The organism is Gottfriedia acidiceleris (assembly GCF_004138285.1).
Classification (GTDB): domain Bacteria; phylum Bacillota; class Bacilli; order Bacillales; family Bacillaceae_G; genus Gottfriedia; species Gottfriedia acidiceleris_A.
Map to the genome: position 1 here is coordinate 12,895 of NZ_SCFN01000034.1, position 18,687 is coordinate 31,581.

The 18,687-nt window shown below is 34.8% G+C and carries 11 protein-coding genes; 2 read left to right on the top strand and 9 right to left on the bottom strand.

From position 1 onward, the window contains the following. Nucleotides 1–284: 284 nt before the first annotated feature. From EP747_RS23185 to groES, 4 genes are all read right to left on the bottom strand, one after another. The gene (locus EP747_RS23185; RefSeq protein ID WP_129692353.1) at nucleotides 285–4,472 is read right to left on the bottom strand and encodes a S8 family serine peptidase; all 4,188 of its coding nucleotides are present in this window, start codon (nucleotides 4,470–4,472) and stop codon (nucleotides 285–287) included. A gap of 778 nt (nucleotides 4,473–5,250) precedes the next feature. Further along, nucleotides 5,251–8,787 carry a S8 family serine peptidase gene (locus EP747_RS23190; protein WP_165347263.1) on the bottom strand — a complete coding sequence of 1,179 codons (3,537 nt, stop codon included), beginning with the start codon at nucleotides 8,785–8,787 and terminating at the stop codon, nucleotides 5,251–5,253. A 958-nt stretch (nucleotides 8,788–9,745) separates the two neighbouring features. Then, on the bottom strand, nucleotides 9,746–11,371 hold the full coding sequence (gene groL, locus EP747_RS23195; RefSeq protein WP_069033993.1) for a chaperonin GroEL: 1,626 nt from the start codon (nucleotides 11,369–11,371) through the stop codon (nucleotides 9,746–9,748). Nucleotides 11,372–11,430: 59 nt separating this feature from the next. Further along, nucleotides 11,431–11,715, bottom strand: coding sequence for a co-chaperone GroES (gene groES / locus EP747_RS23200; RefSeq protein WP_025672094.1), 285 nt, complete (start codon nucleotides 11,713–11,715; stop codon nucleotides 11,431–11,433). Nucleotides 11,716–11,989: 274 nt separating this feature from the next. Here groES and EP747_RS23205 point away from each other — a divergent pair, with 274 nt between their 5' ends. Further along, nucleotides 11,990–12,661 carry a CPBP family intramembrane glutamic endopeptidase gene (locus EP747_RS23205; RefSeq protein ID WP_129692355.1) on the top strand — a complete coding sequence of 224 codons (672 nt, stop codon included), beginning with the start codon at nucleotides 11,990–11,992 and terminating at the stop codon, nucleotides 12,659–12,661. Between the two features lie 40 nt (nucleotides 12,662–12,701). Here the strand turns inward: EP747_RS23205 and EP747_RS23210 are convergent, their stop codons facing one another. Then, a complete protein-coding gene (locus tag EP747_RS23210) occupies nucleotides 12,702–13,328 on the bottom strand; it encodes a redox-sensing transcriptional repressor Rex (RefSeq protein WP_129692356.1) in 627 nt (208 codons plus the stop codon). 160 nt (nucleotides 13,329–13,488) lie between these two features. On the opposite strand from EP747_RS23210, the gene EP747_RS23215 reads away from it, so the two are divergent. Further along, on the top strand, nucleotides 13,489–15,414 hold the full coding sequence (locus EP747_RS23215; protein ID WP_129692357.1) for an ABC-F family ATP-binding cassette domain-containing protein: 1,926 nt from the start codon (nucleotides 13,489–13,491) through the stop codon (nucleotides 15,412–15,414). 217 nt (nucleotides 15,415–15,631) lie between these two features. Here the strand turns inward: EP747_RS23215 and tsaD are convergent, their stop codons facing one another. The 4 genes from tsaD to tsaE are packed head-to-tail and all read right to left on the bottom strand — an operon-like array spanning nucleotide 15,632 to nucleotide 18,253. Continuing rightward, nucleotides 15,632–16,654, bottom strand: coding sequence for a tRNA (adenosine(37)-N6)-threonylcarbamoyltransferase complex transferase subunit TsaD (gene tsaD / locus EP747_RS23220; RefSeq protein WP_419179342.1), 1,023 nt, complete (start codon nucleotides 16,652–16,654; stop codon nucleotides 15,632–15,634). Then, nucleotides 16,651–17,103 carry a ribosomal protein S18-alanine N-acetyltransferase gene (gene rimI / locus EP747_RS23225; RefSeq protein ID WP_129692358.1) on the bottom strand — a complete coding sequence of 151 codons (453 nt, stop codon included), beginning with the start codon at nucleotides 17,101–17,103 and terminating at the stop codon, nucleotides 16,651–16,653. Before rimI ends, tsaD begins: the two co-directional genes overlap by 4 nt. A 9-nt stretch (nucleotides 17,104–17,112) precedes the next feature. Then, the gene (gene tsaB, locus EP747_RS23230) at nucleotides 17,113–17,805 is read right to left on the bottom strand and encodes a tRNA (adenosine(37)-N6)-threonylcarbamoyltransferase complex dimerization subunit type 1 TsaB (RefSeq protein WP_129692359.1); all 693 of its coding nucleotides are present in this window, start codon (nucleotides 17,803–17,805) and stop codon (nucleotides 17,113–17,115) included. Next, a complete protein-coding gene (tsaE, locus tag EP747_RS23235; protein ID WP_129692360.1) occupies nucleotides 17,786–18,253 on the bottom strand; it encodes a tRNA (adenosine(37)-N6)-threonylcarbamoyltransferase complex ATPase subunit type 1 TsaE in 468 nt (155 codons plus the stop codon). The genes tsaB and tsaE overlap by 20 nt, the downstream gene beginning before the upstream one ends. Nucleotides 18,254–18,687 lie beyond the last annotated feature (434 nt).

Here is an 18,687-nt window from a genome sequence, read left to right on the forward strand (position 1 = left end):
CGGTTTAAAAGGATTAGTTTAGTTATTCTCATTATCGACTACTCCAATAGTAAATACTCGAATGATAAAATATGAAGAAACATGAAACAAAGTAATCCTTATCACGGCGCGTTTGATAAGTATTTCCACTAAAATATTATTATAATAAAGGATTCTATTTGTTTCGTGGTCAATAAATTTAATGCTTAAAGATAGAACTTTATTTTATACCAGTGTCGGGTATCATCATAATTTAAAGGGACAAAGGTAGCTACCCTTTGTCCCTTCTACTCATTATAATCCGTTTATTTTAATCCTAACTGACTTAACACCGTATCCAACGTAATACCCTTATAAGTGTTTTGGGCTTTTGGAGCATCGGAAACGGAAGGATTTTGTAGGCCATAGTTGTTAATGATATAGTCCATATCCTTTTTATCGACAGTTCCGTCGAAGTTCAAATCGGAGCCGACTGTTTTCGTTCCCCAATTTTTTTGCATCTCGATGGCATCTAGCACATCAATGACGTCATCTTTATTCACATCTCCAGCTGTTACTGTTTTCAATACAAATGCCATTCTTCTTCCAATTGTTTCTCCTCGATCTTCATACGATAAAACTAATGATCGATACATCGTAAAGTGACCTGGCACATCCATCTTAATGGTATAAGGATCTTTAGAAGGTTTTATACCATCAGCATTATAACTACCAGACTTGTTGATAATTGGAGCATCCACAACTGTTTTTCCATCATAAGAAGTGACCGTTACTTTTGCACCAATTGTTCTATGGTCTAATGCGAGATTCTTTTGGCCTGTTAAAGGATTAAACATTCCTTCAAATTGTAAGGAACCCTCTAACCTTGAAAAAGTTGGTTTTAGTTTAAACGACTCCATAAACGTATAAATATTGTTTTTTGTTACACCTGACTGATCAATGGTCGTCCCTTTCATTTCATTCATAAACCAGTTGACAGGCGTGGTTTTGGAATACATGTTTGACGTTTGTAAGTCGAAATTAACTAACTGCATATCTTCAGGTAAAGATTGCGTTCCTAAATAAGTAAAGGTAATCGTATAGTACGTAAAATTAGTATCGGATGTGGTTGATACAGAAACCTGTGAATCACCATATTGTTTAACTGTATCGCTAACAACGACATTTTTAATCGTTGCATACTCTCCATTGTCTTTCACGACTGGAATCGTCATCTTTGCTGTTTTTAAGTTTTTAATATTATTGGAACGAACCGAATAATTGACTGTATCTCCAGTCGAAATCGCTTGTTTATTCGCTTTTAAGTAATAATACGGGTAAGTATCATTTACAAAAGCTACTCGCAGCATTACCCCAGCATCTGCCGTAAAGTTTCTAGCCGCATCCATTGCATAGAACTGAACTTTTAAAGGCGTCGCTTGCTTTGTAACTAGGATTTGATTTTCTTTGTAATTTCCATCTTTATCCGTGTACAGTGGATCGTATGGGAATGGTCCATTGTAAAATGAAACCACTGCATTGCTTGATTGATCCACAGGAATACCTAAGCGATTGGCCTCATCTATTTCAGGATCATGAACTTTTATATTAAAGTCATATAAAAATTGTCCTTTTGCATCAAACTGACTATCATTATATTCAATTACCTTTTGATCTAACGAATCAAGGCTGGAAGTCATCGTTGGTGCGCTAACCTCGTACATGAAATCGGCAACCTTAGTGAATGTTTTCCCTTCCTGATTCGTTCCAATCAGTTTTATTTTATAATGTTTACCCGTTTTCGCAAGGACAAATTGATCACTAACAGGATTTTTCGAGTCACCTGTGAACGGATAGTAAGCCCCATTGAATCCAAGAGAATTAGTATAAACCTGGTTTTCATTAAATGCTAAAGGATTGAAAGAACCAAGTGAACCAAGATCTTCACCTGTTGTTCCATCTTGTAATACTACATCTAACGTCTTCATATGGGACTTTAATGAGAAGTTATATCCCATAGATGTCAGTGCATTTTGTGACCAAGCTGTATCACCAGAAAACATTGGATTAATAATCGTAAATGAGTCAATTCCTTCGTATACAACTCGTCCACCGAAAGGAATTTGGTACGTTTCAGTCGGATCTTCATCATTGGTAAATACGATATATCCCTCATATGTTCCTTTTGCAGCTGTTTTTGGAATAGTCAAGTTATACTTGATAACGCGCTGGCTATTACCTTCAATATTAACTAAAGTTGGTCCATCTAATGTTACATTGTTTAAAGCTGCATCCAATGAACCTCTTAATCCGCTTTGGAATTTTACATTGACACTAAATGTTTTTGCTTTTTCACTGCTATTTTTTAAAATGATATTTCTATCATCTGAAATGTCTTGGTTGTCAAACCCAAATGATCCGAAGCTAATTCCACCTGTTAATTCTCTAATTGTTTTTTCTTTATCTTTATGATTAAGATTTGTTGTGCGATCGTCTACCTGTAGCTCTACATTTGAGTGAAGCGCCTCATATGCATCCACCTGTCCACTACCGATTTCGAATACACTGTAATTTTTTGTTAGAGGATCAGCCGTATTCATTAATATCGATTTAATGTCCGCTGGTTCAAGTTTGCTATTTGCTTGTAATAATAGCGCTGATACACCTGCCACATAAGGTGTAGCCATCGACGTACCTGATAAACGTGCATATGAATATTTATAGTCCTCAGGTTTTGATCCATCGAGCGTTTTGTCATTTATATAAAATGGCACAGTCGAAAGAATGGCAGCTCCCGGTGCGACTACTTCTGGTTTAATATCATAATTAACACGTGAAGGACCTCTTGAACTGAATGCAGCTAATTCACCGCCACTAGTTTGTGTCTTTGTATAATCACCAAATGTAATTGTGTTTTTACCAGCTTTTATGGCTGTTAAAATGGCTTGTCCTTCCGAGTTACTTACAGAGAATGAAGGAACCGCATCAACTGATTCACCGATAAATGGCTGGATTGCACCTTCTGCACTGTTCAATTCATCATTATACATCAATACGCCAATTGCACCTTTAGCTTTTGCGTTTTTGATTTTATCAAGTAAAGCAATCGAACCACGCTTAATGAAGGCGATATTTCCACTAATAGGTTTCCCAGTAAAATCAGTTGGTCTACCAAGTCCTGCATCAACAAGCGTATAGGTTTTCCCTTTTAACTGCGTCAAATCATCTTTATAGTTTCTTGCAAGCTGTCTTAATGTATAATTTACTCCATTTTGCACTCCAGAAAATTGGAAAACATCAAGAGGAATAGTAGATGCACCAACGGTTAACGCCAATGCCGCAGCCCCAGGTGAACCAAGTGTATACATTTTGTCTCCACTATTTCCTGCCGCAACCACAGTCGTTACACCACTTAAAACAGCATTGTTGACAGCAATGGATGTTGCATAAAGAGGATCATTTATCGAACCTCCTAATGACAAATTAAGAACATTCATCCCATCGCTAACAGCGCGATCAAGTCCGGCAATGATGGTATCTGTTGTACCAGAACCATAAGCTCCAAGCACTCGATACGAATAAAGATCCGCTTCCGGTGCAGCGCCTACTGTTTTATATTCACTATCGGCCACACCTCTACCAGCAATAATACCGGCAACATGTGTACCATGCTCTGTATAGTAAGGAATACCACTATTTAATTCTGGTTTTCCTGATTTTTTCCAATCGGCATACGTAGTTTCCATCGGATCATTATCATCATCAACAAAATCATAGCCACCTTTATAGGCATCCTTAAGGTCAGGATGGTTGTAATCCATTCCTGTATCGAGTATCCCTATCTTGATGCCTTTCCCTGTAAAGCCTTCTGCATGTAGGCGTTCAAGTCCATTGTAAGGTGCGTAATTTGGAACATTTGCTTCATCCACTTTTAACTGCACATCTTCAGCGGCAGGAGGATCAATTGAAAATACTTCATTGCTCCATACTGATTTTACTACTTTTGATTTTATTAGATTCTTAATTTGGTTAGCTGGTAGACTCATCGAAACACCATTAAATGCATGTTTATAGGAATGATGAATCTTATAATCCACTACGTTATTTTGATCGTCTGTTAAAATTTGCCCTAAATCCTGAGTGAACGTATCATGATCCTTTTGAATTAAATCACTTGCTTCGTTCTCGGATAGTTCTTGACCTTTTAAACCTGCCTCTATTTTGGCCACTTTAGCAGGCTTATTGGCAAATTCAACAATAACAGTTGTTTGTTTGGTCGAATTTAAGTCAGTATCTGAAGAAATTTGCAGTCCAGTTGTTTCATTCGTAGACAGTTGTTGAAGAGCCGCTCTTTGTTCTGATGTTAAATTCGCAAGCAAATTCTCCGCATTTGAATAACTAACGGCTTTCGTAATAGTTGGCCCCTGACCAACACAACCTAGAATAAAACTGGATGATAGAGTTGCTACCGCTAAGCTTTTTACAATCCTACTTTTTTTGGCTTTATTACTCACTTATTTTCCCTCCAAATCTCCTAATTACAGATGTAAGTACCAATGAATAACTAAACGGTATTTAATAGATCGCAATGAATTTAGTTTTTCATTTACCCACACTCAAATAATTATTACATAATTAAGAATATTGTAAATTGGGGGAATTTTAAGATATTATATGTATGAAATTTAGCCTATTCCGATTGACTTTTTATAATAGAAATTGTTGTTTAAAGTCTTTTTGATAGTGAAATTGTTGAATTTCGGAGAAAAATATTATTTAAATGTCGAAATTTCAACTATTTCGAACTATTATAATTGGGCAAATAGAATAGATTCTATTAAAGATCGTTGCAAAAAAATGATTTTTAGTCAAAATAAAAACCCTATTGCTATATCTAAGCATTTAGAGGTTAACTAGTTTTTCATTATAAATATTACATTTTGAAAACGGTTAAAAACAACACGTGGATGCTTTAAAATAATATGTTTCGTGACCATTACGTGACCACAATTTTATTATTAAGGTGCTTAATGCCAAGATAAATTTGGTACCTTTAAGTCCGTATTTTTTACGCTCTTTCATTTTTTATTAAATAGTATTTCTTAAAAAGCCTGATAAAGCAGGCTTTTTCATGTTTATTTATAAATTAAATGTTAAACCCTTCTATTTGTTTCGTGGTCAGAGATTACATCATTATATTTACATGAAACATCCCGAATTCGTACATAATAAAACCTCAACCCTTCTAATACCATAATAAAGGATTGAGGTTTTTTTTTTTTATTTCGTTTTTTAAGGTTTAACTACATTCATATAATATGATCTTGTATTGATTTTTAAACCAGTTTCATCTTCAACTTCACACGTTACTTTATATTTCCCAATAGAAAGATCAGCTGATGGAGTCCAAATTTTATATGCATACTCTGTGTTTAATTCTGTCCAAGTATCAATTACTTTTCCTTCAGGATCTTCGATTGTAAATTTCCAGTTCAATTTCTTCAAGCCTACTCCCAAAATATGACCTGGAGTTTGTGGGGATAATGGTCTTGCATCTACATCTAACACTGAGACTAATAAATTTTCTTTCATATATGAGCGATCTCCGTATATTCCATAACCGATATTACCTGCCCAATCCCATGGCATTACGACTACACTTTTAGGTTCTGTATTTACTAATAAGGACGTTTGTGTTGGAGTAATAGCTTTCATACTGCCATCAACCACAACATATGATTTTGTTAAGCCACTTCCACCTGCATTATCCTTCATGTCCCAACTAATCTGATACTTGTTATCTGGTGTTTTGTTGACTTGAATATTTTCTGCTTTTGGTGCAATAGAATCTACATAAACTGGGAATTTAACCGTTTGTGGTCTTGCTCCCTCATAATCTAATGTGCTCTCTATAATATATTGATATTTTCCATCTGGAACAAATTTTCCATCCGCTGATTTCAAATTCCAACCATATCCACCATAAAACAAATCACTACTATTTACCATTACGTTTTTTCTGAATTTCCATGGTTCACCTGTTATTTCACTGAAATCTCCAAGATTACGTACTCGATTACCTGCTGCATCTTCAATGTACATGTTCACATTTTTTAAATTGCGTAAAGCGGTAAAGACCGAATAAACACCTTGATTCGCAGCATAAGGAGAGTTTGCCATTCTTTCTTCTTGGAATGTTTTTGTCACCTTATCATAACCAATTGCTGTTGCTGGTTTACCAAGCCAGTTCTTTTGACCCCAGTAATAAAATAAACCTGTTTCTTGTAAAAATGCATTTTTATCCCACATCGGAGCATCTATATTTTGAGGTTGATCCCAGTCACCATAAAAGCCCATATAAGGAATTGATAAAGACGGAATCGATGCTTGATTTTCATTTCTCGGAACAAAGCGAACAAATCCTTCAACAAACATATTTTTCTTCAATCCATCTGGAAGTTTAATATCCACCTCTAAATCTTGCAGATGACCTTTTTTCACGGTAAAGGTAGCAGGCGTTGTTTGGCTAAAATCTTTTCCGTTAATCTTCGCTGTTGCTCCTTCGACCCGCTTACTATTTAGCTTTAATACTTCCATTTTACGTTCGTTTTTCCCATCACGATCTAAATCAAGTTCTTTCTCTTCGGTATCATCTGTTAAAAGATCTAGATACACATCATAGGTAATCTCTTCTGGAGATTTTTTATCAGCTAACGACTCTACCTCTAACATAAATTTCACTTTATCTTGCTTAATTTCTTTTAACTCCACAGCAGCTGCATTTTCTGGCTTAGCAAACTTATCTTTTACTAATACAGGTGTTTGCAGAGCATTGGCAATCTGCATCATCCCTGAGCCTTGTTTACGTGGTGAATATGGAATTTTACTATCTTTTGTAGGATCCATTAGGATTTGAGCTGTATTCATCAAAGCTGTTTTCGCTTTATAAACAGCATTTGCATCTTTAGTGACGCCTTTTTCGTAGAGCGATTGTAACACCAAAGCTCCTGCACCCGCCACATGCGGTGTAGCCATCGAAGTTCCGCTATACGTATCATATCTGTTATCAGTGACAGTAGAATAAATCTTACCACCAGGTGCGGTGATTTCAGGTTTAAAGTCAAGAGTATGCGGTGCTCCAATTGATGAGAAATCAGACATTTTCCCCTTGTTTATATTATCTATCCAGGCTCCCGGCCCAAATTGAGCCGTAATCTTTTCACCATTTTTCAACCGTTGAATCAAGGCTTGTCCTTCAGCCAAATTAGTACTAACTCCTGGAATACCCCAAGGTGAAAAATTTAATTTTCCATAATCTTCTTTTTTCACTGTAGGAACCATAATAATTCCTTTTGCTTGTTTCTGTTCAAGAGGCCCTTGAATGTAGGCTTCACTGCCCCCCCATTCTTGTTCAGCTACAACGATTTTGCCTGCTACATCTTTTCCTTCGAGATCCTGAGCATTACCATAGCCTACATAAACTAACTCAATCTCTTTATCATAAGTAAAGGCATCTGACATTTGATAATAATAGCTTGGATGGTCTTTGTATATAAGCTTTTTACCATCTGAAAGAGTTAGTGCGTTCATATGGACTTTATCATTCTCATAAGAGGCTACTTGTAGAGCAAATGGACTTGAACCAGGCGCTCCTACTACTCCAATATCAGGATTTTGAGCATATGGTTGATGTGTATATCGATTGGATCCACTTTTTGTACTGTAAAATGCGTTACCGCCTGCTGCTACCACTAATACACCTTGCTCTGTAGCAGTATGAACCGCTTTTTGCACGGGATCTTCTTCAGTCACAAAACTAGCATCAGTCCCTAAGCTTATGTTGATGACATCGGCATCCATTTCAACCGCATGATTGATTCCAGCCACTATATCGTCTGAAAATGCCCCAGTATAGTAATCGGAAAAGACTTTTTCCGCTATAATTTGCACATCTGGTGCAATTCCTTTTACCCCGTCTACTTCATTGGCCCCATTTGCTCCAATTGTTCCTGCTACATGCATTCCATGTGGAGTAGTATATGGGAAAACATCTTGATCTTGGTCAGCCCAATCGTAACCAGTTGGTACTTTATCTGAATACCAGCGTTCATTTACAGCTGTTTCAGCTAATTTTTCTTTGATAGAGTTAGCGGTCCACTTCTCTTTCGCTTTTCCTTTGTCAGACATAGTGAAATCTTTATGTTGATAGTCCACTCCGGTATCGACAACAGCAACCACCATCCCCTCACCATGGTAGCCTAGCTCTTCCCATACTTTTTTTGCTTGTACCATGGATTGGCTAGAGTTCATCGTTTGTTGATATTTTTGTGCAATTTTAACACTAGCTACCCCAGGTAATTTTTCGATTTCCTTGATATTTTTGAACGCTGTATCCATACTGAAACCATTAATACCTGTCACAAAGTGATGACGCTCTTTCACTTTTAGCTTTTTCGTTTCTTTCATCTCTTGAATCAACGCTTGTTGAGCTTGCTTTAATTTTTTCTTTTCAGCTTCATTTCCTTTGGCACCGTGCACAGGTTCTCCTATCATTTCCACAATCACTCGTACAGAGTCGTTGGGAGCATACTCAACTGGCTTGTGGGATTCGTCAACTGTTACCTTCTCTTGATCAGTTTGTTCGTCCTTTAACCAGCTCTTTTCACTCGCTTGCTTAAAGAAAGCTTGTGCTGCTTCATCGTCTGTAGTTGGATCTGACAAACGTGAAGTGTTATTCGTTTCCGCAAAAACTGTGAATGATGAAAGAAGTAAGGATGCTACAGCTGCGGTAGTCATCACTTTAAATGCCTTCAATTTACTATTGGCCATTATCATTGCTCCTTTTTCCATTTAAGTTTGATATTTATTTCACTATTTTTATGAGATTAGTAATTTAATTGAATTACAATTAACTAACCATTTTGAGTAAATAAATACAATTAGAATTGTACATACACCATTAATTACAGTAAATTGGGGGATTTTAGCATAGTTCGATAGACTTAAACATTGCAAACTTCGGTTAAAAAGTTTGTCAATTAAACAATATTAAAATAGAAATTTAAGTTATTATTAGGAAAAATATTTATGATTTGTCGAAATCAAAATTTTTTTAGCGGAGTATTCTTTCTTAAAATTGAGGGAATGGACATAATTGATAGAATATTTTGTAAATTATTTTGTTAAAATTTGATTAAAATGTGTATAAGGAACTAGTAATGTTTATGGTATTTTGGACATTCATTTATTATGTAGAAATATATTACTGCTTGTTCAATTAAAGAAAAATCTTTTTCCTTATTTCTAATGATTACCAATAACCTCCTCCAAGCATGACAACTAAACCTATCAGATAAGATAGTGCCTGTACGAAACCTTCAAGAGGTTCAAAAGGGTAAACAACCTTATCCCCTTCATTTAATTGGTCCAATACTTTCTTTAGTTCTTGCCGATTGCTCACAATGCTACGGTTGGTCCAGTAGCACACTCCATACGGAAAGAGATTATGTAATATTAGGGAGTTCAACGTTTCCTACTTCACCCTTGATACAATAATTAACAAATTCACAAAGTAATCTTTGATAATTTTTAATGTTTGTCTCCGTAGTGTTTTTAAAACGTCTGTCATCTAAAAAGTCTTGATACCCAAATTTCAATAACATAAAAAGACTACCTCCTAGTTTTTAGGAAGTAGTCTATTCTTTAGAATTAATTTATTAACGTGACTAGTTCTCACATTAGGCGAAAAATAGCATTAACTATTTATCAAGATGAAGGGGGTAATCCCTTACATCATGCCGCCCATGCCCATGCCGCCCATGTCAGGCATTGCTGGAGCATTTTTCTCAGGGATGTCAGCTACTACTGCTTCAGTTGTTAAGAACATAGCTGAAACAGATGCTGCGTTTTGAAGTGCAGAACGTGTAACTTTAGTTGGGTCAACGATACCTTCTTCGATCATGTTTACCCATTGTCCGTTAGCAGCATTGAAACCAACGCCAACTTCCGCACTTTTTAATTTCTCAATAATTACTGATCCTTCTAGACCAGCATTTGTAGCGATTTGACGCACTGGAGCTTCAAGTGCACGTAATACGATGTTGATACCTGTTGCTACGTCACCTTCTGCTTCGATTGCAGCTACTTTATTATATACGCTCATTAATGCAGTACCACCACCAGCTACAATACCTTCTTCAACTGCAGCACGTGTAGAGTTTAATGCATCTTCAATACGTAATTTACGTTCTTTTAATTCAGTTTCAGTTGCAGCACCAACTTTGATTACTGCTACACCACCAGCTAATTTAGCTAAACGCTCTTGTAATTTTTCGCGATCAAATTCAGAAGTAGTTTCTTCTAATTGAGCACGGATTACGCCGATACGTCTTTGGATTGCTTCAGTTTCACCAGCACCTTCAACGATTGTAGTGTTTTCTTTTGTTACTACAACTTTTGAAGCACGACCTAATTGAGTGATGTTAGTTGTTTTAAGATCTAATCCTAATTCTTCTGTAATCACTTCACCACCAGTTAAGATCGCGATATCTTCTAACATTGCTTTACGACGGTCACCGAAGCCAGGAGCTTTAACAGTAACTGCATTGAAAGTACCACGTAATTTATTTACGATGATTGTTGCTTGTGCTTCACCTTCAACATCTTCAGCAATGATTAATAGTGGCTTACCTTGTTGAACAACTTGCTCAAGTACTGGTAGGATTTCTTGAATGTTTGTTACTTTTTTATCTGTGATTAAAATATATGGATTTTCTAATTCAGCAACCATTTTCTCTGAATTTGTAACCATGTAAGGAGAAGAGTATCCACGGTCAAATTGCATACCTTCTACTACTTCTAACTCAGTTGTGAAACCTTTTGATTCTTCAAGAGTAATAACTCCATCATTACCAACGCGCTCCATTGCTTCAGCAATTAATTGTCCAACTTCTGGATCCGCTGAAGAAATTGCAGCAACTTGTGCGATTGACTCTTTACCTTCAATTGGTTTAGAGATTGTTTTTAATTCTTCAATTGCTACAGCAACTGCTTTTTCGATACCTTTACGGATACCCATTGGGTTTGCACCAGCAGTTACGTTTTTAAGACCCTCACGAATCATAGCTTGAGCTAAAACTGTCGCAGTTGTTGTACCGTCCCCAGCAACATCATTCGTTTTGCTAGCAACTTCTGCCACTAATTTTGCACCCATATTTTCAAATGCATCTTCTAATTCGATTTCTTTTGCGATTGTAACACCATCATTTGTAATTAACGGAGAACCGAATTTTTTCTCAAGAACTACGTTACGTCCTTTTGGTCCTAATGTTACTTTTACAGCATCAGCTAAAGCGTCTACACCACGTAACATTGCGCGACGTGCTTCTTCACCAAATCTAATGTCCTTTGCCATGAAAATGACCTCCTTATAATATAAAAAATATATTTTTTAATTTAAGTATTTTTATTTTATTAACCTATGATTGCAAGTATATCGTTTTCGCGAAGTACTAAGTATTCAGTACCACCGTACTTAACTTCTGTCCCTGAATATTTAGAGAAGATAATGCGGTCACCTACAGATACTTCTAAAGCAACGCGCTCACCATTTTCAAGTACTCGGCCAGTACCTACTGCAACAACTTTGCCTTCTTGTGGCTTTTCTTGTGCACTACCTGGTAACACGATACCACTAGCAGTTTTTTCTTCAGACTCAACAAGCTCAATTACAACACGATCACCTAATGGCTTTAACATGTGTAATACCTCCTCAATAATCAAATCATTATTTTTTAGCACTCATGTATATTGAGTGCTAACACAATTATTAGTTTAAATAATATCAAAAAATTTTGCAAGCCCGAAGCAGGCACTTTTCTTGTCGAAATTTAATAAGTTTTTTTCTTTACAATCAAAAGTAAAATAAAAAGTGAAAATTTCTTTTAAGAAACAAGAGAAACGAGTAAAATAATGTACGTGTTGTTATAAACCTTTTGGTTATGAAAAATATCAACACAAAGGAGCTATCATATTGAAAACTAGAGATTTATGGATTTTATTAACGTATGTCGTTCTTCAATATTCAGCGGTATTTGGGGTGCCCTATTTATTAAATAGTAACTTATACGTTGGAGTGGATCAGAAAACAGCTTCTCTTGAAGCAGTGGCATTATGGGGTTGTATTAGTTTCGTAACTGGATTAATTATTATACTTATCTTATTACATAAGCCCATTTATGAAGGAATAAAGAATCTGAAAGATAATTATCGTACAATAATAAATTGGGTTGTTTTAGGTTACTTCATCACAATGCTAACTCAAATTGTTTGTAATATAATTTTAATTTATGTATTTGATTTACATAAGGGCTCAGAAAATACTCAAAATATCATAAACATCGCTAAGCTTAACCCGGCTTTTATTATCATTCCAAGTCTAGTTGCACCAATTTTAGAAGAGATTATTTTTCGTGGAATCATTTTCAAAAGGCTTTATAATCGTTTGCCATTTATTATTTCTGCTGGGATTAGTTCAGCGATATTTTCGATTATGCACGGAGACTTGCCTTTCTTTTTATCTTACTTTCTAATCGGTTTTGTATTTTGTTACCTGTATAAACGAACAAACTCAATTATGGTTCCAATCTTAACACATATGTTAATGAACTCTTTTGTAGTTTTTCAGCAGATCAATTTACATTAAAAACCCCCAATTTTTTGGGGGTTTTTATTTTAATATGAATTTATTGTTGTAAAAAATATGCCAATGTTTGCAGTTCAACTGCTAGGTCTATATGATGAATGCGAATATGTTCTGGTACACTAATTCGTGCAGGTGTGAAATTTAAAATTCCTCTAATATTTTTTCCATTTAATCGATCAGCTATTGATTGTGCTACAGGTGCAGGAACAGTTAAAATAACGATTTGAATCTCTTCATTCATAACTTCCTCTAGATTATCCAGATTATAAACGGGTACTCCACCTATTTCAGTACCAATTTTATTAGGATCAATATCAAATGCCATCTCAATTTTTGTATTATTATTTTTTATAAAGTTATAGTGTAAGAATGCAGTTCCTAAATTACCAACACCAATTAATGCAACTTTCATAACTTCATGTTGGTTAAGCGCTTTCGAGAAAAAAGTTAATAAATAATTTACGTTATAGCCATAACCTTTTTTACCAAGTGCTCCAAAATAAGAAAAATCTCTTCTGATTGTAGCGGAATCTACCTTTACTGCTTCACTTAACTCTGCTGAAGAAACTCTTTGTTTACCTGATAAAGACAAATTCTTTATAAAACGGTAATATAAAGGTAGACGTTTAGCAGTAGCTTGTGGAATTTTAATTTGTTCCGAATCCATTTTTATTCCCCCACTTACTGTAATTCTTTTTACTATGGTGTGTAATTTGACTTTATTTTAGTAATAAAGTACTTGTTCTAATGTAAAATATACACTATATTTAAGAATTTTGACAGTCTACAGTTACATAGATAAAAAATTTTGCAATGAGGTGTTATCCATGATTCTTTTACAAGTAAATAATGTCTCAAAGTATTTTGGTAGTGACATTATACTTTCAAATATAAAATTAGAAGTTCAAACGAGCGATCGAGTTGCCATTGTTGGACGTAATGGTGCTGGAAAATCTACATTATTGAAAATAATAGCGGGTGAAATTTCCTATGATGGCGGTGAAATAAATAAACCTAAAGACGTTACTGTAGGCTACCTAGCCCAAAACTCTGGTTTACAAAGCGATAAAACGATTTGGGAAGAATATTATTCTGTATTCAATCATTTAGTAGAGATGCAGGACAATATGAGAAAATTAGAAGTTAAAATGACTAGAGAGGATGTCTACTCTAATCAAGCCGTTTATGACAAGGTTATGAATGAATATGATCATCTTCAATATACATTCAAAGAAAACGGTGGTTATCAGTTTGAAGCAGATATTCGTTCAATTATTAGTGGTTTAGGTTTTAGTAATGAAGATTACGAAACAAAAATTTCTTCGTTAAGTGGTGGACAAAAGACAAGACTGGCTTTAGGTAAGCTATTATTGACGAAGCCTGATTTGTTAATCCTGGATGAGCCTACGAACCATTTGGATATTGACACTCTTAGTTGGTTAGAGCGCTACTTACAGTCATATCCTGGTGCAGTATTAATCGTTTCCCACGATCGTTATTTCCTTGATCAAGTTGTTAATATTGTTTATGAAATATCTAATCATAAGCATCAACGATTTGTTGGTAATTATAGTAAGTACCTTGATCTAAAGGCTGCTCAATATGAACAAGAGTTAAAACAGTTCGAAAAACAACAAGAGGAAATCTCTAAACTTGAAGATTTTGTACAGCGTAATATTGCGCGTGCTTCAACTACAAAAAGAGCGCAAAGTCGAAGAAAACAATTAGATCGAATGGTTCGATTAGATAGGCCACTTGGAGACGAGTCTTCAGCTAATTTTTCATTTACAATCGAAAAACAAAGCGGTAATGATGTGTTGTCTGTACAAGATTTATTTATTGGCTATGATCGTATCCCAACAATTGATCAGCCGATGAGATTTGTACTGAATCGAGGCGATAGTGTCGCATTAGTCGGTCCAAATGGTGTTGGTAAATCAACATTACTCAAAACGATAATTGGAGATTTAGAAAAATTACAAGGAACGATTGATTTTGGTGCAAATGTTTCGGTTGGTTACTATGATCAAGAGCAAGCAAAACTAACTTCTAACAAGAGAGTATTAGACGAACTTTGGGATGATTATCCATTAAAGGCCGAACAAGAAATTCGAACAATATTAGGGAATTTTTTATTTTCTGGAGATGATGTGACAAAAATTGTTACCTCTTTAAGTGGTGGAGAAAAGGCAAGATTAGCATTAGCTAAGCTAATGATGAAAAAAGCTAATTTCCTAATTCTAGATGAGCCTACTAACCACTTAGATTTAGATAGTAAAGAAGTGTTAGAAAATGCTTTATTAGATTATCCTGGAACGATTTTATTTGTTTCTCATGATCGTTACTTTATGAACAGATTATCCACAAAAACTTTTGAACTAGCAAAAGCAGGATTATCAATTTATTTGGGTGATTATGACTATTACCAATTTAAGAAAAATGAAGCATTTGAAAAAGAACAAGCAGAAAAAGAAGCTACATTAGTACAAGTTAAACAATCCTCTCAACCAATTTCTGATTATCAACAAGACAAAGAATTAAAGAAAAAACTTCGTCAAACTCAGCGCCGTATAGAGGAAATTGAAAGTAATATATCACAATTTGAGTTAGATATAGAGACGATCGAGCTAGAATTATGTAAGCCAGAGGTTTACGGTGATTTTCAATTAGTACAGGAATTAACAAATAAGAAAAATGATTTTGAAGCTAAGTTAATAGACCTAATGGAGGAATGGGAGAACTTACAAGAATAATTGACTAAACGGATATGCTTTTTGCTATCCGTTTTTTCTTATCTACATATTTATCCACATATATTCAATTATAATTTAGCTTTTACACAGGTTTATACACATTATCCACAGAAAAACAGTAATGTTATACACAATTTTGTACACATAGTTTAATAAGTTTTTAACAAATAAAAAGTACTTATCCACATTTTATAAAAAAATTGTGAATAAGTACTTCTTACATATTCTCTAAATCCAAACCTGGATTCCCGTTTAATGCCAAATTACCTAGTTTTCCTTGTTTTAATCGGATAAATGCAGCCGCACCAATCATTGCAGCATTATCAGTACAAAGTGACAGTGGTGGTATAACTAATTCTATATTACTCAAAGCATTCATCTCTTTTTGTAATGTAGCTCTCAACCCTTTATTAGCTGCCACTCCTCCGGCTAATAAAACTTGTTTTACGTTATATTCTTTTGCAGCTTGAATTGTTTTTGAAACAATTACTTCAATTACACTCTCTTGGAAGCTTGCTGCGACATTAGCTGGTGATACTTCCTCGCCTCTTTGCTCAGCATTATGCATATAATTAATGACTGCTGACTTTAATCCACTAAAACTAAAATCATAGCTACCCTCTTCTAACCATGCTCTAGGAAAAGGAATAGTTGCAGTTCCTTCTTGTGCTAGTCGATCAATGTGAGGACCACCTGGATATGGTAATTTAAGTGTTCTAGCGACCTTATCATAAGCTTCCCCTGCTGCATCATCCCTTGTTTCACCTATAACCTCAAAAATGCCATCTTCCTTCATGTAGACAAGCTCCGTATGTCCACCAGAAACTACTAAGGCTAATAGTGGATATTGTAAAGGCTGTACTAGTTGATTAGCATAAATATGACCAGCAATGTGGTGAACTCCTATAAGCGGTAATCCATGTGCAAATGCAATTGCTTTTGCCGCATTTACCCCAATTAGTAACGCTCCTACAAGTCCTGGACCTTCTGTAACAGCAACAGCAGCTAAATCTTTATATTCTACCTGTGCTTGCTTCATTGCTTCTTCGATTACCAAAGTTATTTGCTCAACATGTAATCGTGATGCTACTTCAGGTACAACTCCACCAAAACGTTTATGAATATCTATCTGAGTAGCTACTACGTTACTTAAAATTTCATTTCCATTTTTAACAACTGCTGCTGAAGTTTCATCACAGCTTGTCTCTATAGCAAGAATTAAACAATTTTCATTTATCATTTCAAATTCACCCACATAACTAATGCATCCTCAAAATTATCTGTATAATAGCTTTTTCGAATACCACCATCTTGGAATCCCAGCTTTCGATACAGTCCTTTTGCTACATGATTTGATACCCTTACTTCTAATGTTAATGTATCGGCTCCAAGATTTTTAGCAGTTTCCATTACCGCGCGAAGTAACTTTTCGCCAAGACCTACTCCCCTATAATCTGGCAAAATAGCTATATTTGTAATATGTCCCTCGTCAATGACCACCCATAATCCACAATAACCAATTATTTTCTCATCAACTTCAGCCACTATATAATTGGCAAATTGATTTGAATATAATTCATTATAAAAAGCTTCATATGTCCATGGTGTAGGGAATGATTGTTTTTCAATTTCTACTATTTGATCTAAATCTTCTTCTTTCATTTTACGAAAAGCAACCGATGAGATCATAATATCCTCCTACTTTTCTTGGCTTGCTAGCCAATTAGCTTCTGCTTCTGATAATCTTAAATATTCTGGTGCAAAATTATGAACTGATTCTTCTTTTTCTTCTAAGCTACATGTAAACAGTTCACTTGGTCTTTGGTTATTCAAACTTTCTTTTGCAAAGACAGCTTTATCTTTTAAATGCTCAATAATAAATTCTTTATGAATTGATACATCATTACCAATAAATAAGATTTGTTCATTATAAGATTTAAGCTTTTCAATCCAGACACTGCGGTCAATATTGCAGTCTTCTAATACAGCATTAGTTACCTGCCCTCTAAAATCATAAAGACCTGTAAATAATAAATTACGTCTTGCGTCAAATATTGGGCAAACTAATCCATTAAAATATCGCCCGTTAGCAGCCAATACCTTCAAACTTGATACACCGATAATTGGAATATTTAAAGTGAAAGCTAATGATTTAGCCACAGTGACACCAATACGTACACCTGTATAAGAGCCTGGCCCTTTTGCAACTACTATTTTAGATAGTTCCTTTGGTTTTATATTGCATTCTTCCATTAAAGTACTAATTGCTGGCATTAATCGTACAGAATGGTTTTTATTAATAAATGTTATCGTTTCTCCAATAACAGAATGATCTTTTATTAGACTAATCCCCATAACATTTGTAGATGTATCAATTGCTAAAACGGTCATTGTTTATTAACTCCTTACAAATAAATTCATACCTAGATCCACATGGAATAAAAGTAATCATTCTACCATTTTCTTCATGAGTTATTATGATTTTTAAGAATTCATTTGGTAAGTAATCTGAAATTAAATGAGCCCATTCTACAACACAAACACCTTCACCCATAAAATACTCATCAAAGCCTAAATCTTCACTACTGCCTTCTAAACGATAAACATCCATATGATATAGAGGGATTCTCCCTTTATATTCTTTAATAATATTAAAAGTTGGGCTATTAACAGTTCTTTTTATATCAAGACCTTTAGCAAATCCTTTTGTAAAGGTTGTCTTTCCAGCACCAAGATCTCCTTCTAATAATATTACATCTTTTTGTTGTACTAGTTGTCCGAGAAAAAATGCAATTTCTTGAGTTTCTTCCTCAGTATTTGTATGTAAAACAATTTCCAATTACTTCACCACCAAAATTCTAACTCGTCTATTTCTAACTTTGCCATATTATATCATTTCAAAACATTAAGCGGATGTCAAACAGTATTATTCTTTTGAATAGTTTAAATAAATTATTGAAATTTATATTTAGGTTGTATTCATCTATTTTGTTACGTCTCTTGCTTTTAGCAGGACATAATCAGTGTCTTCTAGTCGCATAGGCTCCTTGTGATTTCAACCTTCTTCCCAATTAAAATTGAGTTGAGCAGTCTTTGCCTGTGTCAGATTCTGTTTTAAACAGTTATAATCGTTAAAATTAATAATCTTACAAATAAGGTCTAATTATATATTACTCATTAAAAAAATAATAAAAAAAACGAAACAATTTTTTGTTTCGTTTTAAGAATCGTATGTATGGCGGTCCCGACCGGGATCGAACCGGCGATCTCCTG